The organism is Acetobacter pasteurianus (assembly GCF_009914215.2).
GTDB classification, from domain to species: Bacteria; Pseudomonadota; Alphaproteobacteria; order Acetobacterales; family Acetobacteraceae; genus Acetobacter; species Acetobacter pasteurianus.
Genome location: NZ_CP039845.2, coordinates 439756 through 464672, shown reverse-complemented (window position 1 = coordinate 464672; position 24917 = coordinate 439756). Strand labels below are relative to the sequence as shown.

The following is a 24917-nucleotide window of genomic DNA, read 5'->3' as shown; positions in this document are numbered from 1 at the left end:
GGTTATTTTGCGACATGACACGCGATATTAAACAAAGCTCTGATAAGAAAAATGCTCTTGAAGCAGCAATGGCCCAGATTGATCGCTCATTTGGTAAGGGTAGTGTAATGCGCCTTGGCGCTGCAAACAAAGACCAAACCATTGAAGCTCTGCCTACAGGATCCATTGGACTTGATATGGCATTGGGGATCGGAGGACTCCCGCGCGGTCGTGTCGTGGAAATCTTTGGGCCAGAAAGTTCCGGTAAAACTACACTAGCTCTCCATTCCATTGCATCCGCACAAAGCCGTGGTGGGACTTGTGCATTTATTGATGCTGAGCATGCCCTTGACCCTTCCTATGCCAAAAAACTGGGCGTTGACATCGATAACCTCATTATTAGCCAGCCCGATAGTGGCGAACAGGCTCTTGAAATCGCTGAGACCCTTGTACGCTCAGGCGCCATTGATGTGATCGTCTTGGATAGCGTAGCAGCACTTGTGCCGCGAGCTGAACTCGAAGGGGATATGGGGGACAGCCATGTAGGGCTTCAAGCTCGGCTAATGAGTCAGGCTCTCCGCAAACTCACAGGTCTTGTCGCCCGGACAAATACCCTTTTTATCTTTTTGAACCAGATCCGTTTGAAAATCGGGGTGATGTTCGGAAACCCCGAAACCACAACAGGCGGCAATGCTCTTAAATTTTATGCCTCTGTGCGTCTTGATATCCGTCGTATCGGTGGGATCAAAGATAAAGACGAGACAATTGGCAATCACACAAGAATTAAAGTCGTTAAGAACAAAGTCGCCCCACCCTTCCGCCAAGTCGAATTCGATATCCTTTATGGGCACGGGATCAGCAAAGAAGGGGAACTGATTGATCTCGGCGTGAAAGCTAATATTATTGAAAAATCTGGAGCCTGGTTTTCATATGATAGCCAGAGAATTGGCCAAGGCCGTGAAAATTCGAAACGCTTTCTGAAAGAAAACCCACAGATTGCAAATGCAATTGAACAGAAAATCAAACAGCAGGCTGGGCTACTATCAGAAGTAATGATGGAAGATGACGATACTGCTGATTTTCATGAAAACTAAATGAGGTTGTAGAGGAGTTGTAAACTCCGAAATAAAAAAGGCGGCCAGAAGGCCGCCTTTTCTATCGTGAGTTGGAGCTGCTGGCTGTAACAGGTTCCAATAGCAAAACCTCTAACCCTATTTAATTTTATTTGTCAATACTTTATTTTCAGGTGTAAAAAACTGATTTATTTGCAGTCAGATTGATCTACTTGGCGCTTTTCATCCAACTTTCACAGAGCAAACCTGTCGTTTTTGGAACTTCGGCCGGTCTTGGTATAGGGAAAGATGCGTACTTCTTCTGTAAGCCAAACGACAATTTCGCATCGAACAAACTTGTCGGAACATGCCCCATAGCACTGAGGATATCCGGGATAGACTTACCCTCCGCGTAGAAAATCGGTGGCCTTCCTTCTGGAGGCGCGCTTTTAACCGTCATTTTTAAGAATTCTGTAACTGGCCCAATTTGCAGTGCAACATCTTGAGATTGGCCAACCTTAAACTGCACACCCGGCATAATGAAGGCTAACTCAGCCCTCCCTGATGAGCGATCACACTCAAAAGCAACACCCTTCCCATCCTTGCCTGGTGGGAGCATGAATTTAAGCTTCTGCTGAGAGGGATCATGCAAAGGTCCCATTATATACACCCACTCTCCATGCCCACCCCCTCCAGAAACAATCATATCTGCCGTATCCGGGATGGAAAGACTTTTTGCTTCATCTGGTGAGGCGGAGGATATGGGCTCAGCATGCGAGGAATGAGGATCAAAAGCACCCAATAAAAAAGAACACGTCATAAGCGCAAAAGTGAGGGAATTGACGGAGAAGCCAGACATTAACCTAATCACTAAAGTCTCCTGATCCGATATCGCATACGATGCTTATTTAGCCGAAACCAACGATGTTTGGTCTATAAACATCTCTATCTGATATAGTTTAATGATCGCTACTATACTCATATACCTGATTACTTATTGCGCAACTAATGGCAATAAGTTAAATCTCTCGAATGTCCATAACCGAAGCTCAGAGCAAACACACATATCTTTTGCAAGCTAGAGTGAAAAAATCTTGGGGTTTACTCAATTTTGTTATTCTAGGAATGGACATGAAACATATTCGCATAGGTTATTTATCAAAAAGGATATTTCATTTCGCCTCACAATATAAAAGTGAGGGAACACCAGCACTTTCGACTTAAAAGAAACTGACGATTTTAATTTGCCCTTGATAGTTAGAGAATAATGGATATTCAATTCTTACACGCTCACCCAACGGAGAACCGAGGTTCTAATGAGTAAAGCTTTCATCGCTGCCGCAATCCAAGACTCAATTGAATGCACTGGCGTTGCAGCTCAGCAGGCTGCCGCAGATGTTATCCAGGCTATCAAAGATAGTCTGGAAGACGAAGGTTACTTCACACTGCCAGGCTTTGGCACATTTCGCATTTGCGAAACCAAAGCTCGCACCGCCCTGAATCCTCGCACACAGGAAAAGGTGGAAGTGCCACCAGGATTTACGGTTCGCTTCAAGGTCGCTCCAGTCATGAAGCAGCGCATTAAGGAGCACATGTCCCCAGCGAAGAAAGCAGCCAAAAAGAAGGCTGGTTCAGCCAAAAATGGCTCATCCTCCGCTAAAAAGCATGATTCAGCGCCAAAAACGGAAGCGGCCCCTAAACGTTCAGCCGCTTCGGCTACTGCTAAAAAGGTAGCCACAAAAACAACTCCAGCTAAGGCCGCGAAGAAAGCGCCTGCCACACGCACCACCCGTCGCACAAAGAAATAAAGACCCCTTCTCGTTGCGTGCATTTTAGTCACACAACGAAAGAAGCGGATATAACTTTGTGCTCTAAACGGCGGAGGGAGAAAAATCTTCCTCCGCCGTTTTGTATTTGGGATCTTCAATTGTTATTGCATTCAAAGGGCGTGGTGATTTGTTCACCAGTCCATATTCTGGCCCTATAACCCGCATAAAGCTTTCAAAGGCTTTCCCTATTTCCTTTCTCTCTCTATTTCCCGGATAAGGGTTGCCAGCAATAACTCCCAATTTGACCAGCGAATCAAAAATTGCATGGTCAGTGCCATGCACTAGGTAGGTAGATATACGAGGGTTTTGAGCTCCGTTCAGTTTATCCTGCACCCACGCTTCAAACGCTCTTGCGAACATTTCTGTCGGTTTGACCCAATAATCCGTCTTACCAATCTTACAGGCTTCATCCGCAAAACTTGTCTGGATAGTGCGCGTTACCCCTCCGTTGTGTATATCCATAATAGCTTTCTGGCATCGCTCAATTTTCTTATCTACATCAGCAAGTCTCATATCATAATGCCGCTTAACATCTTCAGGCGTCATACCGTAAACAGTCTTTTTACCTTCACTTTCGGCGGCCAAATACTCACTATATTTGCTTTCGATTTTAACCCTGTTTTCCCTTAATTTTGAGATATCATCCTCCCAACGAGCAATATCCTCTTCGGGGGTCAACTGTATCCTAGACAATGAAGTCATGACTTTATTGACTTCACTCACGACATTCGGCGGGAGGAATCTAAGCTGCGCGGATCGAGTTGTGCTATATTTCTCAGAGCCACCACTCGCATAGCGCAGGCCTTTACCTTCCATTTTAAGGTCATTAGTAGGCGCTCTGGAGTTCGCAATGTAAAAGTCTAAGGCATGACCCCATTCATGGGCCAATGACCCTGCACCTCGCATACGGGTCATATTCATGACCATCCGTCCCGGCTCAAAATGAGCATCCGCATGCCCTTTACCTCTAGCACCAAAGGCAAGAGACAGCGTGCCGCCCAGACTGACACCCTCCGGTGATATTCCTAATGCGTCTGCCAAGTCGTGACAGGCACACCATGCCGCATTTACGACTACCTGGCGCTCATCATTAGGCAACCATTCTCCAAATTCTATAGCTCGAAAGTTAAATTCCTTCATTAAGCGTTCAGCAGAGATGTTGTAACCACCTCGATAATTTGGCCCTCTTCGCGTTACCTGATCTACATGAGGCCTTTCAGGAAGATTTATTCTTTTTTTCTTCTTTTCTTCATAGCGAAGCTTTGCCGCAGCAATAGCTGCCTCTTTTGAATCAAAATACCCTACACGCCTTATGCTATTAGCCAGAGAATAATACGCCTCGACCTTATCCGCATAAATCCAGTCCTCACGTTTATCCTTAGGATTTGTCACCATCCTGATATTCTTGATAACAAGACCCTTCATAAAGGGCTCGACCTTTTTCAAAGGGAAGCCTGCAGCCAAATCTTTCTTGATGCTAACCTCCTCTTTCGAGGAGAAGAGAACCATTCCATATTTGTCATTGAAAGGAAGTGGGTCATTGGACTTGTATATTTGGAACCTGTCAGGCGTCATATTCAGAGACCTGCCACTACCGTACCTCCCAGGCAAAGGAGCAGTTTTCCCCTCTCCTGCCGCATAATGCTCTTCTCTGAATTTTTTTACAGCCAGATTCAAATCCTGCTCTGTCTTGCATTTCACAAGTGCATCTGCGAGCGAGGTGACCATTTCAACATACAATTCCGAAGCACGCTCAAATGTAGGTGGAGCGCCTTTATAATTTGTTGTGGGTTGTGGGGCCAAATTACGTCGAATTATTCTGATTTTAGCTGCTACGACAGCCTGCATCCCTTCTTTAACCAGGTCATCCCATTTAGGTTCTGGCCAGACAGCATTTTTCTTTACTAATTTGATCCGCTCTTCCGTGTTCAAATCACTCAAGACATCCAAATTAAGCCTTTCGCGAGCCTGATCTTTTCTCGACCCGCCAATTTTAGCCCCAACATCTTTAATTCGATCAGGCTTTCTGGCCATAACTAGGCACTCCGAATGATTTGATTAAACCTTATCATTTCTATCCATCACATTTATGCATGCCACAAACAGTGATTTGGCCTTGCCAATAAAATTGCGCCTAACTTCTGGCTTAAGTACATTCTATATTGAATGAAAAAGATTACGTTTGATTTGAACTGGCTTAAACCAAGTAGGCTGATCATGATCGAGATAACGACTGACCACAATGATGGTGAATTAAACTTGATATTCTCTACTGATCAGCATGACGACATCACAACATTGATAATCTCTCAGACAACGTCCAGATCCCCTTACAGGCTTGTAATGGCCACAGATAAAGGTGCCCAAACTGAAATTGGATATATAGAAAATGGAGTATTGGCCTTAGAAACCCTTAGGAGGCTCAAATCATGTTCTCTACATCCTGGGTCCACCATTCACATGGGGCGCATAATCTATAAAAGGGGACGGGAGATTCTATCTGCCAAGCCGCTAAAAGTCAGAATGACCTCTCCAGTGAGCAATAACCGATTGTAAACATTTCCCCTCCGAGTTCGGGGGATAACTCTCAACTTGTACTGCCTTGCATCATTAGAGACTACACTACCGTCCAACAGCAAATTCCTCTAAACGCGAACGCGAGGCTTCCATGTTGGATCTATTCTCCTGGGCAGAAGCGAATAAGGTCAGCACTTCTCCCAAATCATCTGCGCCCGCAAAGAAGGAACCTCCAACGGTAACCGCCGTAACACGGGAACTTCAAAAGACTGATGATCTGGAGAAAAGCAGAAGCGATAAGGCGAAAGCGAAAGAGCGAAGCAACGAGCAGCAAACAATAGAAAGATATCCAGAATTCAAGGGCCTCCCCCCTATTCCCTCAGGATGGATAGAAGAAAAATTTGTTTTAACCCATCAACCCGGAACCAATCTTTTGCCGGATGATGTAAAGCCTGAATCTTTAGCCAGACTGACGTCAGATTATATCGGCCCAGAGATCTGTGAATTGGAGCCTGACTCACAAGATGCGGAATACCGGCACGAAATAAGCTTCTCCCCACTCCCCTCTCCTTAATCACTTTCGGAGGGGGCAGTCGCATCTAACGGAGCTACACTACCACTGGGATCATTTCCCTTTTTATCCTGCCTATTTCGCAACGAACTAAGTGTGATACGTCTTGCCAAATACCCATCCATAACACATTCCTTGAAATTCAATTCAGCATCCAGTTTGATGTTTTCGTCTAAATTCTCCGAGGCCACATTAATATCGCTTCCTGCAGATGAGTGACAATGCTGATAGAAGCCTGCACTCCAATCAGCCTGAGTTTTCTTCACTTTTTCTTTTTCTTGTGGGCTGGAGATATTCATCAGCCCTTCATATTCAGTGACCAATGCCTCTCTTTGCTTGCTTATTTCACTATCTATGCACTCCTGCATAGATTGATCACTGTCAGCATCAGACCTTATCCCATTCACACATCTTGTGAACTCCTCCGAAATCTCAGGTACCTTGGCCTGTCCAACTGTCCCAGCAGATGCGCCATAAGCCTTATGCGCTTCTCCTAGACCTCCGAATATAAGACTTAGCAACAATACAACTCTGATCTTATGACTACCTGCTTTGAGTTTCACAAAGGCCATTTTTATTGATTCCTTTCATGTTTTGTGCGTGGCTTTATTTAAAGGCTTATTTTAATAAGATGATGAAATAGTCTTGATATAATGAGATACATGTAGGATAATATTTTTATTGCGAAAGTCGTTAAGACAGAACTGAATATATAAGGTTAATCTGATGTCTGATACAGGATCTTCTACAACAGAATGGATTGGCACCAACGGAGGGGACTGGAATGACCCCGATAACTGGACAAATGGCCTTCCGACCTCCGGCATTACTGCCATCATTAACTCAAAGACCCCCCTATCTATCAATCTTGATGGAAACACCTACAGCTCCGGTGATTTGGCTGTTATGGGGGGTAGCTCTGTTACGCTCATTGACGGCACACTGAATATGTCCAAGGAAACCGTCACTGTCGCTCAAGATACAACACTCGCTCTCGATAACGCGACAGTTGACACGAGTTGGGATGTTCACGACCTCAACGGCACTGGGGCAGTAACAGGCGGCACAATCCTCATTTCTAACAATTCCTCACTTATCTGCAACTACACCACCTCCAACATCTCGTTTAGCGGCCCCGGAAACGAAATTTACCAACACTTCAGTGGTTATATCATTCCCCAGATCACCAACCTTTCCCCTGATGATCGTTTGAGATTTGCATCTGACGATTGGAATGGCTGTTCATGGGGCGAAAATTCTAACGGCACTTTCACCCTGTATGGCGCACATAATAACGTGCTTGTTTCCAGCATCACAATGGCACCAGGAGTAACTCCGGGGGATTTCCGGTGGGATTATATGGATGCTGGCTTAATCTGCTTTCTCCCAGGCTCTATGATCCGCACAATGTCTGGTGATATCGCCGTGGAAGATCTGGCTATTGGCGATCAAGTCACTGTTGTCGGCCAAGACCGCCAAACTTCGACAATCAAGTGGATTGGCAAGTCCCGCGCCACGGCTAAGGTCGGAATGCCGCTAGATATGTCAGACTATCCAGTTCGCATTCTTGCGAACGCTATCGCCGATGGTGTCCCCTACAAGGATATGCTCATCACGCCTGAACATTGCCTGTTTTTTGAAGGTAAGTTCATTCCTGCACGGATGCTGGTGAATGGGTCTACGATCTTCTTTGATACCAGTATCAAAGAATACGATTACTATCATGTCGAAACCGAACGACACTCTGTCATTATTGCTGACGGCATGACGACTGAGTCCTATCTCGATACTGGCAACCGTAAAATGTTCACAAGTATCGGTGATGAAGGTGAACCAACATCTTGGGAGGAAGGGGCATTTGCTCCACTTGGGACATCTCCTGACTTTGTTAGGCCGATCTATCAGGCAATTTTTGCAAGAAAGAATAGCCTGAACATCGTTTCTAATTCATCAGTCACTAACAATCAGGCCAATCTCAATCACTCTGACCTTCGTCTTATCCTTGATAATGGGAAAGTAATTCGTCCGGTTCGCAAGGTAGGGAATAGAGTCCACTTCCTTCTGCCGGAGGATGTGCGAAATGCCAAAATTGCTTCTAACGCTTCCCGCCCATCAGACACTATTGGCCCATTTTATGATGATCGGCGATACATGGGGGTATCCGTAGGATCCATTCATATTGTTTCAGCCAACAAACTTACGCCTGTCACTTCCCACTTACAGCAGGAAAATCTGTCAGGATGGCATTGCCTTGAGGGGACACAGTCTCGCTGCACGAATGGGTATGCTCACCTGCCTCTACCACAAAACGACACTATGACATGTAAAATTCTTTCCTTGGAAATCACTTCATCAGGCCCGCAGTCTATCGCGGCCTGATGAAACTCCCTATCCCCTACTAGAATGGGAGAAGCCCTCTAAGCTTCTCCCATGTCGTTGGTGGTGGCTTGGGACGCCTCTTAACAGTTTTTGCTTTAGCTGGAATCTTCTTTGTATCTGATGAATTTTGTTTCCGTGCAGGCTTCTGCATATCCCTTGGAATAGATACGGTTGTGTTGCGCTCGGCATAACTTGAGGTTGATCGACCGCCATCGCGTGCCATAATCTCAAGCTGATTCTGCTGCTGTTCTATTTCACTACTAAGCAGATGAAACTTATTCTCCCTGATAATGCTGGCCACTGCTTCAGTATTTTCCAGACAGACAATATGCGGTCTGCCGTTGATCAACGTCTGATGTATGGCTCCGACAAGCCCCTGAGAAAGCTGCACCCAGGCCATATTCCCAATCAATTCTGATGCACTCTGCCCCATAAACATAAGACCATCATCAACGCTGGATGCGTGGCCAGTCGATATTGTAAGGTGCCCAGATGTGGATGCCCTAAGAAGCATTTTTACACATGGCGCATTTCGGAATTCAGATGCGTAAACAACATCAGGACGAGAGCGAAGGGCATCCTTCATTGCAGGCTCCCAGCCGTCATCGTCATCTATTTCTCTCTGGCATATCTCTGCCGATTTGTAATTATCAGCATCAAATTCAAATTCCATCGGATCTTCGGCACTATACATATAGCCACCATGATCAGACAAAAAGTCATCAATCATAGACGTACAGGTGGTTGACTTCCCATGCCCTGTAGCCCCGAACACGAATACTCCCCCCTTACGCTTCATCCACCTTCGGAGAAGGATAAGAACTTCAGGACTGATATTTAGTTCATTGAGTTTATGAACATTCCGATCAAGGCTTCGTAGGGCAGTTCTCCAACGCCCTTGCTCATCAAAATAAGTGACTGTTCTAATGCGAAGGTTCGGGGTTGCCTGAAAGGCGAAGTTTTTCTTATTACGCCCACGATAGGCTTGCAAAACCTGCCCTGTCAGGGTTTCCATAGCCGCTATATATTGATCCGGTATAGGAAAAACCCCCGCCACATCAGGCTCGCCAAGCTTTGGTTTTGGCTTGTACCTGATTACCGGTGGCCCGACCTCAAATGGGTTCCCCGGAGGGAATTTCATGTAAATATCTTGAAATCGAAGGTCTTCTAATGGTGACGTAATCGGGGATGACATCACAGATTACCTCACCAGTCAGTTCACAGAAACTTCGCGAAGCCAAGAATGTTCGCCACGTTTGACAAGGCTCTCTTTCATCAGGGCAATATCTGTTAGCCTTACTGGGAGGCCTATTGCGGCAACGGCAGAAAGATTGGCAGCCTCTGCTCTCCAGTCCGAATGCCGTTCAAGAGTGAGATCCATTGAATAAGTATGGCGGTTGGGCGATTTGCTTAATATAGATGCCGGAATTTGGCCCATTCTTGGAACAAGAGTACGACTTATCCCAATCATCGCCCGAGGATGAGTGCCATCATCGACCATCGAAGATAAAATGACAGGATATTTTTGGAAATGTAGATCTGCATAAATAGCCTTAAACGCAGCACTTACCTGCGAAGGTCTCTGCGAAACCGCATCCAACTCATATAAAGAACACCAATTTGGTGTAATTCGGATTTGAGATCTGGGGCAGAATAGGTCTTGTGTTCTCTGAAGAGAAGCCAAGAGACCCTCAAAATCTGGATCTACACCCGGTTTTGGTACAAATGGAAGTGCAAATAATTCTGCACATTCGATGTTGCCATAATGCTTCCATTGCCATGACAATTGTGAAGAAAACCTTACGGCACATGTCGCAAAAGGTATGGCTGTAAAATCACGGCGAGCTATATGCGAAACAGCTTCAGCCGCCAATGCATCTGCATCAATAGCTGATGCGATTTCACTACTCATATCAATTACAAACTGATCTACCCCCTGACGAAAATATGCTTCGACAGCCCTCCCTAGGTTCTCGACCAAATTCTGCGACTTCTTCGGAGGTGCAGATATTGCAAAAGAATACATATTTATCGATCACCTGGCGATTGCGATATGCAAGTTAAATTAACCTTGCATCAGACAAGGATAACAAAGCAAATCGCTTGCTCAAGGACTTTAACGAAAGACCAGATAAGGTTAGAATAAAGGAATATTTTTCTAAGCAAGGTTAAATTGGTCTTTCAATGAATCTCTTTGCCGAGGCAAAAAAACTTTACGCCTTTTGCGGCTTCGTTTCAGCAATTGGATTATGCGCAGGGGTTACTCCTTCGGCCCATGCTGAAGGATTTGATGCATGCAGAGACCATTTCTATGCCGGCCAGTCCCCTGAAATTGATAATCCGGGTATGAACCGGAACACTTTCCCTCTTTGCTATGAAGGTTTTGCCGTCCTTTATTCAGGCATCAGCTTCACAGGACTTTGGTCTGCCGAACATCTAACATCCGACCATATCGAAGATGCGATGGATATGAAGAGGGTGAATGCCTTCCATCCTGACTCGAATATCCCAGATGCATTCAGATCCGAACTCTCAGACTACTCTCACACAGGTTATGATAGAGGCCATCTCACACCATCAGGAGATGAATGGGATAGCCAGTCACAGCAAGAAACATTTACTCTGGCCAATATGATCCCACAAAACCCGGATAATAATAGAAATCTGTGGGAAGGCATAGAAAGCGTTACAAGACAGCTTGCTGAGGATGATGGTGAGATTTATGTCGTAACAGGACCTATCTTCACAAAGAAACTGAAGGTTGGGCGACTTCTAGTCCCTACAATGATATTCAAGGCTATCTACGATCCATCCAAGCATAAAGCAGCGGCCTATATAGTTGCCAATGGTCCAGGAAACAGGTGGACTCAGGTACCAATTCCATACTTGATCGAATTTACAAGAATAAACCCATTCCCTGGGCTTTCTGATTCAGAAATAAAAGAAGAACTCCCCCTACCTTGGCCACGACCACATGACCAGAATAGAGGTATTCCACCCGGCACCGTTTCTCCAGATGACGGAGGTGTGCCAGGTTCGTTAGGATCACATCATAAAGCTCAGGAAGCAGAAGGATCTGCAATTCAAGGCACTTCAGAAAATCAGGGCGAAAGCGGAAAGGAAGAAATGTATGGAGCAATTATCGCCCTGGAAGAATTCATCGGCAGTGAGGTTAAAAAAGAAGCGATCTCCCATTACAACGACCTCAAGAAAAAATTCATGGGTTACCTAAAAAGCAATGCCTCACCCAAACTGACTGATCGAAAAGAACAGGAATTTCAGAGCAATGAATAGAACACGGGCCGATCATTCTTTGTCTGGCTAAAAGATGCTAATATTCAGCGAAATGAAGGGAATTTAAGTAAATGATCGATCAGAAAAGCAACGGTATACCGAACACCATCCTTGATGCGATTAATCAGTTCGCCCCCTATAAGGATGATGGGGTATCCATCTCGTTACCGCCTCTTACCATTGAGAATGCTTCAGACAGGGTAAGCATAACCCTCAATGGAGAAAATCTCGATATTACTTGCGACAGAGAAGGGCTAACCCGAGCAAAAAACCTTGCTTCCAACGATTGCCCTGCCCTCTCAGGCTGTCCAACACAGATAAGGGTGTGCCTGAATCATATTCTGCAATCATGCATTCACAGCCTCGAAAACACACCAGACCTGCCGCAAAAAGTATCTATCCGTCCAACGATAGAATTGCCTGGTGATCCGTTTTCCTAATTCTATCGCCTCATCGACAAAAGAATTTTTCCTCTCAGAAGGAATACAAGTCGATCAGACTTCCCGCGATCCCCGTTCATCTGAACGGGGATGCACCTCAAATAGAAAAGAAAATCGCGTCTAAAAGATAACCGGCCTCGAATTGACTTTTAAGGTGATGGGGTTTCAGGTTCATATGCGTTGGGCGAAGCATCAAAAAATTTTGTGGCGTGTTCTATATCGTCAGTCAATTCGGCAACATTCATACCTCTCATAGAATAAGCCCCCACTAGAAATGCCACCTGATCCTTTGGATCTAACGCTGTGATCTCTTGATGCAGTTTTGAACCACCCACAATTCTGAAATCTCTGATGACATTGTCCACGGCATCTGACAATTCTGATCCAATCACCACCATAGCATTGTTATCATGCTTAGACCGCTCAACCAGCTCCAGCAGCAAGGCCCCTGAGGCCGCCTGGAGGCTCGATATATCATAATGAGAGGGAACCCCTTTTATTTTGTGGTTAAGCATCCAATGGGCGTCATTCTTTATTTTGGCCATCCGCTTAGGAGCCAACTTCTGAGCAAGAGGCTGTAGTGAGACATTCGAAAGTGAGCCATCATATTCGAAGAGATGGGCAGGATCTGTAATCCTTACACGAGCACTATCTCCAGAAGAATGACTTATCACGACATCCCAATAAGGATCTCTTTTTCCACCCACCTCTATTGGCATGCTGTATTTCCGACAGATTGAAAATTCATTGATCTGAAGGCCATTAAACATCCCTTCTGGAGCACCCTTAGCTCTGAAGATAATGTGGGAGACGCTATCTTGTGCCTCAGTTATTTTAAATCCTTCGCTTCTCCTCGCCCCCTCACTGGCAGATTTATAAAATTGCACATAAGTTGGATCCCCAGGAATGCCTCGCGTGAGCTTTATTTCAGCATCATTAGTCATTTCAACGGGATAAACACCTTCCACGGACAGCATTTTCAATCCACTTTCTGAGTAAAATTCAGCAGGAAATGGAGAGACTGGCTTTAAACCCGCATCGCGTATTAAGCGGCGTGTCTGAGGGGTATCCTGAAAAATGATTTTATCTGTGAAAGTGATAAAAAACTCCACACCATGAGACTTAACCATTTGTGCAAAATGTTCGGATTTCGCGTTCAGATTATTCTTCGTAGCCATTAGAGCCTCCTGAGCCTTTAGGTCAGTCTGGCCCATCAAAAAATATCAAAGGCCAGTTCCGAAAAGGGAATCTGGCAGAATAAAAGCGACAAGTAATGCAAGATACAAATACAATTTATTCCATAATTTTGTGCCTTGCATTCTGAATAGATACTACTTGTCAAACGATTTTAGAAATATCACCGCTGACTATGTTAGGACGATATCCGATGTCACTCAGCAAACCACACAGCGAGAAGACAACTACTCTCCTTGCGGAGCCTTCCCTCCCCCGTGATCCAACAATTTTGCAGCGAGTTGCATGGAATGAGATGCAACTCAGACTGTCTAAACTGCCAGTACATCTGCACAGCACCTGGCAGGAAGTAAAAGTCAGGAATGCTCTATCAGGTTACGCCATTCACATTGAAACACAAGAAGATGGGCCAGCGCAAAAAATTGCTGAAAATATAAATAATTATATTTCGGCAGAGATTAGAAACGGAGGTATTCCCTTTGAAAAACAACAACAGCAACTAATTAGTGAAGCTATTGATAACTCCTGGAACGATTTTATTAGAGATGAGTTCATTAAAAGTCTGCATTTTGAGAATACAGAAATCGAAAAAATTCTTCCTGAGGATGAAACAGTAGTGACTATCGCGCAATACTCAGATGAGGTTGATTGCGCCGTTAAAGATCTATTTACCCGTCATGTTGGCACGATGTGCGCACCAGAAGACCCTGATTTTCTTTCATTTCTCTCCCAAAAGGCAGCAGAATGCCCAGATCATGAGGTGGAAATAATATCTGACCTGATGGCTCAAGCTTGTAGAAAGCTAGAGACCCCCACCCTCCCTGAGCAATAAAATCCCATCGAAAGAGAGTAACGGAGGTGCCTAGCGCCTCTCAGAGGCTTCCAGGGAGAGAAGGAATTGGCATAGGGCCTGGGTCATGCTCAGGAGCCACTGGTGAAGGCGATGAGCCAGGTTCAGGGTTCTGTGGGCTATGATCAACTGCATTTTCATAACCTGGTCCGACATCCCTGACTGAGGCCTCTGCAAGGCATGGAATGCCATCTATAGCTAAAAGACGCTCAACGTCTGATGTCTCGGGAATAGGACCCTCGGCTATGTTAAAACCGAACAAAGGATAATGGTGAGCCATCAACAGGTCCTCTCATCATGCGTAAACATCTAACTTTGTCTTAGTTTTGCAACTTATACTGCTAAGATTAGTAACAACAGTCAGACACCTGAACCATATAAAGATCGGTCGATGCCCAATCCTCAGCCAACTTTATCCGACTTACAACTAGATATAACAAGTATCGGCGAGTGGATGTCTTCTAAACCGGCCCTTTTGAGAGCATTCCTCGCTTCAGGTCAACCAATGGATTCCTCACTGTGCCTTGAACTTACAAAAAAAATTTCGGGGCATGCCGAAGGTCAAAACAATATAACCGATCTTATCCATATGCTTTGTGGTGATGAAAGCGGCGTCCGCGGCCTAGGAAGACCCGGAAGATTTAGAATAATGGCATGGTTAGCTGATAACGAACGAAACATTGTAGGTCGTGATTTAATGCTTCCAGTTCTAGTCGGCGACATCGCAAAAGAAGAAATGGTTGTCCCTCCTTCAATTTCAAAGCTTTTTCATGATGACCTTCTAAGATTTGCCTCTGAGGTTATTGCCCCTCAATCAGAACTAACCCTGAATGACCCCACCCTTTCTCAGGCAATTGAAATGGGTCTTGCAACCTTTACGCAGGAAGTTGAGATCGAACCATCTTCTCCTGTTCCTGGCTAGGTCGGATAACTCAAATGAACCTTAGATATTGCTCTAAAATCTAAAAAAGTGCTGCTAGAGGATTTGAACGATGCGTAAGTATCTACTGTTGGCCTCATTTATCTCTGGTCTAACTTTTTTTGGCGTAGTTGAGGAAGGATCTGCATACGCAGAAACAACGTCCACCAGTTACTGGGGGGATGGGAAATCATCCGCCGCTATGGCTACTGCCACAGACTGTCCTCCAGAAGTAGCGAGCCTAATGAATGCACGATCTCGCCAATCAATTGATGCTTATGGGAATTTGGCACAAAATTTATATACACCTTTAGAAGAAGGAGGCTATCAAACCATTTCGTGTCTCAAGCAATTACTAAACACCGTACCATTTATTAACGGGCTCCAATTTACGTCAATTTCTCAATTATTAGAACAATTGGGAAATTCTGTGTGTAATGCCCTTCAAACAAAAGTAAGTGATGCAGAAGGCGAAATAACCTCAAACATGTCCAATGCGATGAGTGGCGCCAGCGGTGGTTATCAACTGATGCCAGGAGTAAATATCAGCGGGGTAAGTGGGAATCTTTCATTCTCAGAAGGCGGGACAAGTGAACAAAATGACGCAATATCTGGGATCATAAGTTCTGATACAAATGGCTCACTGTTTTCCAATACTGCGCGCTACCCCATACAAAGCTTCAACAACGCTTTCAGCACAAACTCATACTGATAAATGGCGGCTATAGAAATGCAGATCAAGAAAACGAAAATATCCCTCTTACTTACGGCATTTTTTGCACTTCAAATAAGCTTCACCAGTACCGCGCATTCTGAGACCGGGCAAAACAAAGACCAGCAACTAGCTCAAAAATTATTCTCTACATACCTTGCGAAACATAAAAATGTTCACGTTGACACTGCCAGGCTCATATTAGCTCCAGCACAAAGCAAAACCACACCGGCCCTTCTTGTACGCTTTGCTTCACCGCAAACGTGTCGAAACAATGCATGTATGACTACGATCTTGATGCCTGAAAATGGTAATTGGAAAGTAGTGCTAGAAAAGCATGCAAAAGAAATACGAATTCAAAAAAAAGTCGGTCCTAACGGCCTCTATAATCTCGACATTGATGGAGAAGTTTGGGAATGGACCGGAGGTCCAACTTTTTATCCCAAAGTGTCTTCTCTAGGAGAGGATTTTGATGCCACTAAAACCAAAGCACCAAACCGTATTGCAAAAGCTATGGAGGAAATTCTCACGTCTCCTGAATGGTTAAAAATTCACCACTATAGCCATAACGACAATTTTAATTTCAATGGAACCCGCATCTTCCCTAACAATAATGCTTCCGTATGGTTTGTATATGCATATGCCGGAGGAGAGTGCAGTCTTTCTGGCTGTCCATCTGCTGTGATCCTAGATGCACCATCTGGTCAAAAGCCACTATGGGTTGGCCTATCGGATGGATCTGGCTCTGTGAGTAAATCTAGTCTAAAACAAAATGGGTGGTCGGACATTCTTATAATTAGAAGACTTGGTTTCGATACTTTAAGTTATAACGGTCAATATTACAAATTATCGGGCACAAGCTATCCTTCAAAAATCACGCCTGCCCCTTAATAGGTATTCTATTAGATCTGCGAGATCTCAATTTCGTCCTAAGGTTTGCATCCCCATCCGCTATATTTAACCTTGTGAATAATTTCTCCTTACAAGGTTAACACGGGGTGGGGCATGTCCATTATTAGGGGTATTAAAATAAGATGCCGATCAAAGATCGCTCTTATCTTAATTTCATCTACATGCTTACTTCATACGACCCCAAGCAATGTTAGGGCTGACGGGACATCTTCTTCCGCTACAAGCGGCACATACCAAATGTCGTCATACCAGTCTGCGTTGATCCCTTTAGAAGGTGGCTCAAAAGGTTTCGCCGCATCTGGTTCTAACGGTAAGTACCTTGGAGCATTTCAACTTTCTAGTGCCGCATTACAGGATGCCGGATTCGAAAATTCAGATGGATCTTGGACAAGTAAAGCTCAATCATACGGAGTAGATAGTTCCAGCGACTTCCTGAACAATCCACAAGCTCAAATTGCCGCAGATAATTCCTATAATGCTAAAAATCTTTCCTACCTTCAAAATGATTTAGGCTCCTCTTATAGCTCCTATTTGAACTCTACTGATAAATATTCTGGCGCCACACTCACGACCGGCGCCCTTGCGTATTGCAGTGAATCTTTAGGTCACTCCGACTGTGCTTCTTATTTGGAAACCGGTGAGATACCAGCCGATGATCTTGCAGCTAATCCATCATGGCAAAACGGAGGGTGGCAAAAAAATCTCGAAGAAATGTCGAATACCAATCTAGGTGACAGTGTTGATACATCAGTTTCCACATCTACAACTACAGATGCCAATGGGAACACATCTAGTGCCACATCAGTTTCGACAATGTACTGCGCCCCAGAAGTGAAAACTGCGATGCAATCAGCGTCAGCCAACATGCTCAACAAATGGGCAAAACTCGCTGAGATGCCTGGGACGGGCTATACGCTTGTAAATGGGATGAGCGTTTTACAGGCCGGAGGCGGTCTCTCCAGTTCTGATCCAGGCTACGTCAGTACCGAAGGTGATATGTATAACGCCGGGTACGCATCAGTTTCTTGCCTTAAAAATTTATTAAGCACCCGACCGATGATTAGCTCATTCATTCCCTCCCTTTCGGACATTCTTAATCAAATATCCTCTGCAGTGTGTAACGCGATGCAGTCAGAGTTTTCGCAACTGACCCAACCTTTAGATCAGTCTCTTTATCAAAGCATTGATATGGATGGCGTAGTCCCCGGCCTTTATCCAGGAAGCATCAATTTCGGGCTTTCAACTGGATATACTGAAGGTAGTAGCTCGGATAGCGGCATAGGTTCCGATGACATCGCCAGAGCAGCAAATTCATGGAACTTTTATAACTAAAACATCCTGGATGATGGGCCTTTGATATGAAAATGTTTGGCAGAAAATTCCTCATTCCTTGCGCAACACTAGCTATAACGTTGAGTGTTTTTCCAAATGTTGCAAAGGCAGGGATGCCTGTGACAGTTGATCATGATCCTGTTGCAATAATGAATTCGCTCAAAAATATTGCTCAACAAAAATTAAGCACCCAAACACTTTCGGACTTCATAAACAATCAGACCGATCAAGTCACAACAGACTTAACCAACCTACTTCAGCAGGGGGTTCTGAACGACGACACCAACCTCCAAGCCCAGTCACAGATGATGGATGCACAGGATAAGCGACAAGTAATGTTGCGTGTTGAGGATGAAAAACTTCACGCGACAGAACAGTCAGCTCAAGGCCCCGCAGGCTGCAATATTATAACCGAGGTAGTTGGAGACGCCCAGGTCGGAGCAGCGCGTTCACAATGGCGGGCTGAAATTGCCAATGGCGCTCTAGATTATTATTCAGAAATTGATACCACAGGAAAAGACAGATCTCCTGAAAAGGTAATTCAGGCTACTCTTACCTCTCACTGCGAAAAAAGTGCTGGCGCTCTTGATGTCAGCTCTGGGATGTGTGGCAACAAAACACAATCCTCACTTACCACAGACACAGGAACATCCATTAGCCCTCAAACGGGGCATGATCTTAATATTCAGCTTTTGAGCCATCCTCGTTCCGACACTCTGGATCATAACGAGATACAGCAGGTAAATAGCCTCATCCGCACCGCGATCCTCGCTTCTCCCCCTCCCCCACCCCCAACAATTCTGGATCGTCTGCAGCCAACCGCGCCGCGTATTTAAAACGTATGTCCATCATTGCCCAGAACTCTCAAGCAATTGATGTACTTTCCCGCTTGGCGGCAGACGAAGCCCCACTTCCGGGAAGTGATCCCACAGGCAGTGATTTCGATGACAGCGACACTTCTCTGCACACATGGGCAGAAAGAACTGCAGCAAGCGTAGCAGGATATCTTCCTAGCAATAACTTTCCACACGGTGTGAGTTACTCCGCAGCGCAAAAATTGCGGAGCAAATCCTGGTATATGAACCCTCAATTCACACTTGCTGAATCATCTGCAAATGAAGCGCAAAATGTGAAAGACCTGACCATGATGACCGCATGGCATGTAATGCAAAGTCAGGAAATATTAGAAACTCTACAACAAATAAGTCTGTCCCTTGCATTCATATTGGCGGACAAACAGGAAGATAGAATGAATTCAATGTAACCGAACATTGATAAAAACAACGCCACGGGGTGGAGAAAATGTCAGACGGCAAGGCATCAATGGGGCTAAAGCGCAGAACGGGATCTATTGAAGAGCAGGATATGGAAGAGGCATATCTTGATGAACTGTCTGATGACGAACCGTCCATCTCTTCTGCAGAACCAAAGACCGATGCACATTCTGCGCCAGAAAGCGATCTGACTGAAACAGCACCACACGCTGAACATCAAAGCCATGAAGGGCCTGAGGAAAGTTCCGAGGTGCATATGCTTCTTCCTGACCCTCCTGAAGACCTTAGTTCGGCAGTAATGGATACTCCACGTGTTCCCAGTGAGAACACCGCCCTTGATAGTGCTGTTGTTGCTCCCCCCGTTGGCGATACAGCAAATCAACCAATCCAACCTCTTGAAGATGTTCCCGCAGATGGTGTTCTCACTGAGAACACACAAAAAGACCCGGATCTCATTATTGGGTCTTCTGGAATGTCATGGCCATCTCCCCCAGCCACACAAAAAGTGACCGGAGTATCACGCTCAAAAAAAATGGCATTTGATCATGAGCCAATCGATGTTGGCCCGGATCAAGAGCACGATGACGCTGCGCCTACTACCCAAAAAATTGACAGTCAGGGCTGGCCCACCCCACTCGCATCAACACAGGGGCTTGGAACACAGCCCATGCCGGATGGGTCACAAACCATAGGTGTTCCCACTGAGAACACCTATGCCCAAGAATGGCCTAACCCAGAAAATATCTCTGTTCAATTTTATGTGCCTTCACCATCAGGTGGAATGACGTCAGATTTAGTAAGTTACATAAAAAATGCTGATGGTACATACATAATCGATCCATCTGAAATCGATAATGACAACGTCAAAACCTATATATCAAAGGGAATTATTACCCCGCGCCTAGGTGTTCGCACTCCCGACGGTGAATATCATGTTGTCGTGGCTGGCACGAAAACGGCAGATGATTTCATGAAAGTTCAAATGGAATATATCACCGCAGGTGCCAATTCCAACTTCGGCCCCTCCCCTTTCCTTGACCCGGAATACATTTCACCTAAACAGGCGCCCCCTTCTGATAGAGACAGAACTTCTGATCATACTCAGGACACAGCTTACCCTTTTGCAGGAGCTTCAGCAGCACCTGGCTCTCTAAATAATGGCGGTTTAACTTCGCCACTTCTTACATCACAAGGAGAGGTGAGAAGGAAATCACCAGCACTGAACACGCCAGCAGGAAAGTTTATCGCAGCAATTCAATATGAACTCGATAATCAGAGAACCAAAACAGCTCAGGATATAATGAGAGCTGAGAGAATGCGCTTTATGGAAGTGAGACATTCTCCCCGCCAGGCTTTGACCCAAAAGGCGAATGGAAAACTCAGTCTTCGGGGCCGTCTGAAATTGGCGGCCAAAGCCTTTACTACGCCATCATCTGATCCATTCCCAAATCGCGTAGAAAATGCGTCAAGAATATCATCTCATACTTCCAAAGCCCTATCCGAACTAAGTTACGGAAGAAGATCCGTTGAACCACGTTTGGTAGATTCAATTGAAAGATATGAGAAGACTACAGAAAAACTTTCAAAAGCGATTGGTCTGCTTAATACAGTCATAACTCAAGATGAAAAATTCAATGATTATGCCACTACGGTAGCACGCATTTCTAGCGATATGAGTCGCAGAACAGGGTCGAGCTTCGGCCCGGATGAGGTCATTCTCGCTCTCGATGCAAATGATCTGTCTGCTGATATACCTGATTTTATCGCAGAGAATGCAGATGTTGCTGAAATTGCAACCTGCATCTCTCTCCTTTCGGAGATGCAATCTCAATCTACATATGAAATTGTTCAGGGATTAAAGGATCTTAAAAAATCAGGGATAGATCTAAGGTCGTCTAATCGTCTGTCGAAGGCATTCCAGGCTTTTGTATCAGAAAATAAGAACGTTCCAGATTCAATTATTCCTGGAACAGGTAATAAATTGCGAGACCAAACGGCTCTCTTGCTTAGGGAAGTTGGAGTGGATCGCACAAGTAATGCAACTTCAATAGCACCTCATTTTGAGACGATTCAAATAGATCACCCACAAGTTGTGGAACACGGCAGTAACTCCCCCACCCCATAATGCGTGATGTAGGCTAAGGGCGTATAAATGACTAATGAAGTATGGATTATCGAAGCTCCTGGCAAAAAAAGATACTTAGAGGAAACGCTAAAATTGTTAGGCCGGGACGCTTTTGTTGTCTTCACAAAGGGTCATTTATATCGCTTCCCTTTAAGGGAAAAAGGAAAGAAAAGTTCACCGATAATCGATAAAAATTTTAACGATTTCGGCAGAGAACCACTCGATAGCAATATTCTCCACCGTATTAGAGAAGTCGTAAAACTTTGCCCTAACGTGATGGTTGCAACGGATGCTGACCAAGAAGGCGATGTCATAGCATGGGATGTAGCCTGCCTGATTAGGGATATCGCTCCAAATCCATCACGCATACCCCTTAAAGGCATGGATAGCGATAGTGTGCTAGAAGCATTATCTGCCAAAGGACCCGTAAAACGATCTGCTGCAGTTCCTGGGAGAACGCGGCGTATAATTGATATCTTAATCGGATCTGCTTATTCAAATACCGGGATAAGAGTTGGTCGTATAGGTACAGCTCTTCTTGGAATGGTCGCCTCAGAACAACCAACAACAAATTTTATGCGTTTATCGGCCCCATCAAGCGATGGGCGCTCTCCCTGGATAGCTCAGTGTCCAATCAAGTCTCCAATTACTGAGAGCATCGCCAAGGAAATTGTCGGCTTAAGTTTGCCAGTTTTAGATCCAGTAGAAACGTTAGATCGCACCTTCAAGCCTCAGCATATGGGAGAGATAATGATTGAGGCTGCCGAAACTCTTGGCCTCTCTCCATCCGAAACGGCTAAAGCAATGCAGGCTTCTTACGAGGCTGGAAAACTGTCTTACCCACGATCGTCTTCAAAAGGTATATCAAGAGCTGCTGCTGTTAAGATGAAATCAATACTGGCTAAGGCCGGGAAAAGAGCAAATCCAGATCTTCTAGATACAAAGACTGAAAAAGACGTCCATGACTCCCCTCACCCTCTTGGCGCAGTGAATCTGTCTCTTGATCCAACGAAAATGAGTGCTGAAGAAGGTGTCAGACTATTAATCGCCCGAGGCATCGCACGGGCTGGAATGAAACATAAATATCAAAGGGCCAAAGGTGAAATAGTCGAAAAATTCCTTTTATCAAAGGGCATACCAATAAAAGCTGCTAAATATGTGGGATCACTAGAATGGACTAGAGACTTAGGAAGCACGATTCCTGGAAAAAAAAGATGGCAGAAATCTGAAGTTTACAAGCGCAGATCAGATGCAGTTTTGCTCGAAACCGCCTTGAAACACAATCTTGGAAAGCCATCAACATGGGGGACGCATGTTGAAGCTTTCCTAAAATTGGGCTTAGTCAATTCCGATTTGGCGCTTACAGAGAGAGGTAAGGAATGGCTTTCTAGAAGTCCTGTAGAACTTCTGGATCCTGAGTTTTCAGCCCGTATAGAAGAAGCGTGTGACTACGTTGATCAAGACATATTCAAAGTTAGAGGGAAAACCCCATGGCAGGCTTCAGCAGAAAGAATAGTTAAAAGCCTCCCTCCTGCGATCACTGACCGGATTATAGGTGCCATATCGGGAATACCGGCTAAACCAGAACCTGATTATCGTGAAATGGTTGATAATCTCCCCTCAACTCTGACACCCGAAGAAATGGAACTATTAGCAGAAAGAACAGGACCAGACGCGATAATGGCCACATCGAATGTTCAACCCTTCCTACCCGAATTCCCCTACGATGAAGGTACAATACCCGATTATGAAATCAGTCATTAATTTCTGATTTCATGAACTTAGCTTCATGTGATGTTATGTGAGGACTTTCGTTAATAAACATTCAATGCATAACACAACATGCCACTGAAATATTTTATAGATTTATAATCAAAAAAAATGCCCTCGTTAATATCGCCGTAGCAATTCATGCTTTTTACTTTACGCAGGGCGGATTTCTTCCGCAATGCGCATCAGTGCTGAAAACACACGGCATGTTGCGGAATTCTTTCAGCGGCTTGCAGCAAATTGTGGCCGTGGCTGATACATGAAGGGGCTGGCATGAGCACGACAAATCTTGATACTGGTTGGGGAGCAAACATCCCGGATCTGACTTCTGAAGAAGCATCTGCTTTCGAACAGGACGCGCTGACCCAAGCGGCCATCGAAGAAATCCAGATGAACTCAGATTCCAGTTACGTGCCTTCCGACAATGCAATTGATGTTGTCGTCGATAAATATGGTCTTGGCAGCGAACTGCAAACTATCGTATCGAACTCCGGCGGCACATATATTGACCCTGACACGCGGTCAGCCACTCTTGCAGCGACAAGTTCAACAGATTCCTCGTCAACAACCGCGTCAACTGTTGATACTGGGATTACTGGCATTTCCGGGACTGTCTCCACAGACCCTGCAACATACGGCGAAATTATCCTCGATAATAGTGCTGTAACTCCTTCCAATATCCCTGAGCAATATAAAGAACTGGGATACATACCAGTTGGCATTATGGATGCCATGGGTAGCAAAATTTATTTGGATGGCACTTATGCTGGCGAGCAGGATGTAACCGTTGCATCAGGGTCCACAATCTCATTGGATCTAGAAAAAACAACATCCAAAATTACCTCGGATGGTGGTTCTCTTGCAGCACAGGGACCCTCAGACGCAACCATTGTCGGCTCTTACGATAATCTGAACCTCTCTGGGCTTGGCCTGCAATCACAAGTCAATGCATCCGTTTCTGGCAATGTTGTGCTGGATGATGTCTATGGTACAGTAGGCCTTACGACTACCGGTTCAAATGCCCAGATCATCTCAGAAGACACAGATTTGTCTGTGAATGGGAATGGCGGTGTTCTTGATGCTGATGGCAATACCCTAACTGCCAGTGGCACATTCAACAGTTTCCGTATTAACGGTGTGTCCAATGCCAATATCAGCCTTGGCCTGACAGGCAACGGGATGATCACCGATAGCACCGGAACTATTGGTGCTACGCTTGAAGGGTCTGATGCGAACTTCACAATTGACGGTGCAGGTTATGATTATCTGACAGCCGGGCAGGGATCTATTACTCTGAACAATGAAGCTTCTGCCAACATTACTGGTGTGAATAGCAATGGGGGCGACCTTTTCATTAACGCCAACGGTGGGCAGATCAACTATCAGGCCCAGACTGATGTCAACGCAACGATCAATCTTGGCAATGGCAATGCCTACCTGACTTATGGTGAAGGTTACACCGCAACAGAAGTCAACATGGCAGACAACACCATGGCTGACATCACAGGTTTCGCCCCATCCAATGGCGAACTGCTTGCCACCAATCTTAAATCACTGACGGATGTTTCCGTGTCCTATAAGGACAACAATGCATACGTCTCTGAATCTGGATCATCTGGCAGTATCGTGCTGCATGATGTGGCCCAGGGAGGCGTTGACATCCTGACCAGCCTGAATGGAACAAACTTCACTCAGGAATATGGTGCGAACACTGTCATGATAGCTCTCAATGACAAGGCAGCGGCCTGACAAGCACCAACCGTGTTCT

Annotated in this window: 21 protein-coding genes and 1 pseudogene; 16 read left to right on the top strand and 6 right to left on the bottom strand. The window is 45.2% G+C overall.

Annotation, left to right across the window (positions count from 1 at the left end):
• The first annotated feature begins 14 nt into the window (after positions 1–14).
• The gene (gene recA / locus FCN51_RS02060; protein ID WP_160255942.1) at positions 15–1073 is read left to right on the top strand and encodes a recombinase RecA; all 1059 of its coding nucleotides are present in this window, start codon (positions 15–17) and stop codon (positions 1071–1073) included.
• A gap of 187 nt (positions 1074–1260) precedes the next feature.
• Here the strand turns inward: recA and FCN51_RS02055 are convergent, their stop codons facing one another.
• Complete coding sequence (locus tag FCN51_RS02055; RefSeq protein ID WP_160255941.1) at positions 1261–1890, bottom strand: hypothetical protein; 630 nt, start codon at positions 1888–1890, stop codon at positions 1261–1263.
• A gap of 457 nt (positions 1891–2347) precedes the next feature.
• On the opposite strand from FCN51_RS02055, the pseudogene FCN51_RS02050 reads away from it, so the two are divergent.
• Positions 2348–2614: pseudogene (locus tag FCN51_RS02050) on the top strand (HU family DNA-binding protein); the annotation flags it as partial.
• Between the two features lie 288 nt (positions 2615–2902).
• Here FCN51_RS02050 and FCN51_RS02045 read toward each other — a convergent pair.
• Entirely contained in the window at positions 2903–4894 is a 1992-nt protein-coding gene (locus FCN51_RS02045; protein ID WP_309402386.1) for an LPD1 domain-containing protein, read from the bottom strand.
• Between the two features lie 634 nt (positions 4895–5528).
• On the opposite strand from FCN51_RS02045, the gene FCN51_RS02040 reads away from it, so the two are divergent.
• Positions 5529–5951 carry a hypothetical protein gene (locus FCN51_RS02040; protein WP_309402384.1) on the top strand — a complete coding sequence of 141 codons (423 nt, stop codon included), beginning with the start codon at positions 5529–5531 and terminating at the stop codon, positions 5949–5951.
• Here FCN51_RS02040 and FCN51_RS02035 read toward each other — a convergent pair.
• Positions 5948–6520: a lysozyme inhibitor LprI family protein gene (locus FCN51_RS02035; protein WP_309402382.1), complete on the bottom strand. Its 573-nt coding sequence runs from the start codon at positions 6518–6520 to the stop codon at positions 5948–5950. The genes FCN51_RS02040 and FCN51_RS02035 overlap by 4 nt on opposite strands.
• 154 nt (positions 6521–6674) lie before the next feature.
• Here FCN51_RS02035 and FCN51_RS02030 point away from each other — a divergent pair, with 154 nt between their 5' ends.
• Positions 6675–8327, top strand: a complete 1653-nt coding sequence (locus tag FCN51_RS02030) for a Hint domain-containing protein (RefSeq protein ID WP_160255936.1) — start codon at positions 6675–6677, stop codon at positions 8325–8327.
• A gap of 19 nt (positions 8328–8346) precedes the next feature.
• Here the strand turns inward: FCN51_RS02030 and FCN51_RS02025 are convergent, their stop codons facing one another.
• Together FCN51_RS02025 and FCN51_RS02020 are read right to left on the bottom strand one after the other, a co-directional pair.
• Positions 8347–9468: an ATPase, T2SS/T4P/T4SS family gene (locus tag FCN51_RS02025; protein WP_160255935.1), complete on the bottom strand. Its 1122-nt coding sequence runs from the start codon at positions 9466–9468 to the stop codon at positions 8347–8349.
• 72 nt (positions 9469–9540) lie between these two features.
• Positions 9541–10353, bottom strand: coding sequence for a hypothetical protein (locus FCN51_RS02020; RefSeq protein ID WP_160255934.1), 813 nt, complete (start codon positions 10351–10353; stop codon positions 9541–9543).
• Between the two features lie 158 nt (positions 10354–10511).
• Between FCN51_RS02020 and FCN51_RS02015 the strand changes: the two genes are divergently transcribed.
• Entirely contained in the window at positions 10512–11621 is a 1110-nt protein-coding gene (locus FCN51_RS02015; RefSeq protein ID WP_160255933.1) for a DNA/RNA non-specific endonuclease, read from the top strand.
• Between the two features lie 71 nt (positions 11622–11692).
• Positions 11693–12061 (top strand): hypothetical protein, encoded by a 369-nt coding sequence (locus FCN51_RS02010; protein WP_124296346.1) that lies wholly within the window; start codon positions 11693–11695, stop codon positions 12059–12061.
• Positions 12062–12210: 149 nt separating this feature from the next.
• On the opposite strand, the gene FCN51_RS02005 is transcribed toward FCN51_RS02010, so the two are convergent.
• Positions 12211–13239, bottom strand: coding sequence for a hypothetical protein (locus FCN51_RS02005; RefSeq protein ID WP_160255932.1), 1029 nt, complete (start codon positions 13237–13239; stop codon positions 12211–12213).
• 209 nt (positions 13240–13448) lie between these two features.
• Here FCN51_RS02005 and FCN51_RS02000 point away from each other — a divergent pair, with 209 nt between their 5' ends.
• The 10 genes from FCN51_RS02000 (at position 13449) to FCN51_RS01955 (ending at position 24898) form a co-directional block, all read left to right on the top strand.
• Positions 13449–14087, top strand: a complete 639-nt coding sequence (locus FCN51_RS02000; protein ID WP_160255931.1) for a hypothetical protein — start codon at positions 13449–13451, stop codon at positions 14085–14087.
• Between the two features lie 409 nt (positions 14088–14496).
• Complete coding sequence (locus tag FCN51_RS01995) at positions 14497–15027, top strand: hypothetical protein (RefSeq protein ID WP_124296349.1); 531 nt, start codon at positions 14497–14499, stop codon at positions 15025–15027.
• A gap of 70 nt (positions 15028–15097) precedes the next feature.
• On the top strand, positions 15098–15736 hold the full coding sequence (locus tag FCN51_RS01990) for a hypothetical protein (RefSeq protein WP_160255930.1): 639 nt from the start codon (positions 15098–15100) through the stop codon (positions 15734–15736).
• A gap of 18 nt (positions 15737–15754) precedes the next feature.
• Entirely contained in the window at positions 15755–16627 is an 873-nt protein-coding gene (locus FCN51_RS01985) for a hypothetical protein (RefSeq protein WP_236661151.1), read from the top strand.
• Between the two features lie 258 nt (positions 16628–16885).
• Entirely contained in the window at positions 16886–17980 is a 1095-nt protein-coding gene (locus FCN51_RS01980; RefSeq protein WP_124296352.1) for a hypothetical protein, read from the top strand.
• A 26-nt stretch (positions 17981–18006) separates the two neighbouring features.
• Positions 18007–18816: a hypothetical protein gene (locus FCN51_RS01975; RefSeq protein WP_309402379.1), complete on the top strand. Its 810-nt coding sequence runs from the start codon at positions 18007–18009 to the stop codon at positions 18814–18816.
• A 5-nt stretch (positions 18817–18821) separates the two neighbouring features.
• Positions 18822–19244, top strand: coding sequence for a hypothetical protein (locus tag FCN51_RS01970; RefSeq protein ID WP_309402378.1), 423 nt, complete (start codon positions 18822–18824; stop codon positions 19242–19244).
• A 38-nt stretch (positions 19245–19282) separates the two neighbouring features.
• Positions 19283–21379 carry a hypothetical protein gene (locus tag FCN51_RS01965; RefSeq protein ID WP_160255928.1) on the top strand — a complete coding sequence of 699 codons (2097 nt, stop codon included), beginning with the start codon at positions 19283–19285 and terminating at the stop codon, positions 21377–21379.
• A 27-nt stretch (positions 21380–21406) separates the two neighbouring features.
• Positions 21407–23143, top strand: coding sequence for a DNA topoisomerase (locus FCN51_RS01960; RefSeq protein WP_160255927.1), 1737 nt, complete (start codon positions 21407–21409; stop codon positions 23141–23143).
• A gap of 279 nt (positions 23144–23422) precedes the next feature.
• Positions 23423–24898, top strand: a complete 1476-nt coding sequence (locus FCN51_RS01955; protein WP_160255926.1) for a hypothetical protein — start codon at positions 23423–23425, stop codon at positions 24896–24898.
• Positions 24899–24917: the final 19 nt, after the last annotated feature.

Bases quoted from the DNA above. Each gene is read 5' to 3' on its own strand.
- FCN51_RS02010 (WP_124296346.1), top strand. From the start codon at position 11,693: ATGATCGATCAGAAAAGCAACGGTATACCGAACACCATCCTTGATGCG.
- FCN51_RS01995 (WP_124296349.1), top strand. From the start codon at position 14,497: ATGCCCAATCCTCAGCCAACTTTATCCGACTTACAACTAGATATAACA.
- FCN51_RS02025 (WP_160255935.1), bottom strand. From the start codon at position 9,468: ATGAAATTCCCTCCGGGGAACCCATTTGAGGTCGGGCCACCGGTAATC.
- FCN51_RS01955 (WP_160255926.1), top strand. From the start codon at position 23,423: ATGAGCACGACAAATCTTGATACTGGTTGGGGAGCAAACATCCCGGAT.
- FCN51_RS01965 (WP_160255928.1), top strand. From the start codon at position 19,283: ATGTCAGACGGCAAGGCATCAATGGGGCTAAAGCGCAGAACGGGATCT.
- FCN51_RS02005 (WP_160255932.1), bottom strand. From the start codon at position 13,239: ATGGCTACGAAGAATAATCTGAACGCGAAATCCGAACATTTTGCACAA.
- FCN51_RS01975 (WP_309402379.1), top strand. From the start codon at position 18,007: ATGAAAATGTTTGGCAGAAAATTCCTCATTCCTTGCGCAACACTAGCT.
- FCN51_RS01980 (WP_124296352.1), top strand. From the start codon at position 16,886: ATGTCGTCATACCAGTCTGCGTTGATCCCTTTAGAAGGTGGCTCAAAA.
- FCN51_RS01960 (WP_160255927.1), top strand. From the start codon at position 21,407: ATGACTAATGAAGTATGGATTATCGAAGCTCCTGGCAAAAAAAGATAC.
- FCN51_RS02045 (WP_309402386.1), bottom strand. From the start codon at position 4,894: ATGGCCAGAAAGCCTGATCGAATTAAAGATGTTGGGGCTAAAATTGGC.
- FCN51_RS02000 (WP_160255931.1), top strand. From the start codon at position 13,449: ATGTCACTCAGCAAACCACACAGCGAGAAGACAACTACTCTCCTTGCG.
- FCN51_RS02035 (WP_309402382.1), bottom strand. From the start codon at position 6,520: ATGGCCTTTGTGAAACTCAAAGCAGGTAGTCATAAGATCAGAGTTGTA.
- FCN51_RS02040 (WP_309402384.1), top strand. From the start codon at position 5,529: ATGTTGGATCTATTCTCCTGGGCAGAAGCGAATAAGGTCAGCACTTCT.
- FCN51_RS01985 (WP_236661151.1), top strand. From the start codon at position 15,755: ATGCAGATCAAGAAAACGAAAATATCCCTCTTACTTACGGCATTTTTT.
- FCN51_RS02055 (WP_160255941.1), bottom strand. From the start codon at position 1,890: ATGTCTGGCTTCTCCGTCAATTCCCTCACTTTTGCGCTTATGACGTGT.
- FCN51_RS01990 (WP_160255930.1), top strand. From the start codon at position 15,098: ATGCGTAAGTATCTACTGTTGGCCTCATTTATCTCTGGTCTAACTTTT.
- FCN51_RS02030 (WP_160255936.1), top strand. From the start codon at position 6,675: ATGTCTGATACAGGATCTTCTACAACAGAATGGATTGGCACCAACGGA.
- FCN51_RS01970 (WP_309402378.1), top strand. From the start codon at position 18,822: ATGTCCATCATTGCCCAGAACTCTCAAGCAATTGATGTACTTTCCCGC.
- recA (WP_160255942.1), top strand. From the start codon at position 15: ATGACACGCGATATTAAACAAAGCTCTGATAAGAAAAATGCTCTTGAA.
- FCN51_RS02020 (WP_160255934.1), bottom strand. From the start codon at position 10,353: ATGTATTCTTTTGCAATATCTGCACCTCCGAAGAAGTCGCAGAATTTG.
- FCN51_RS02015 (WP_160255933.1), top strand. From the start codon at position 10,512: ATGAATCTCTTTGCCGAGGCAAAAAAACTTTACGCCTTTTGCGGCTTC.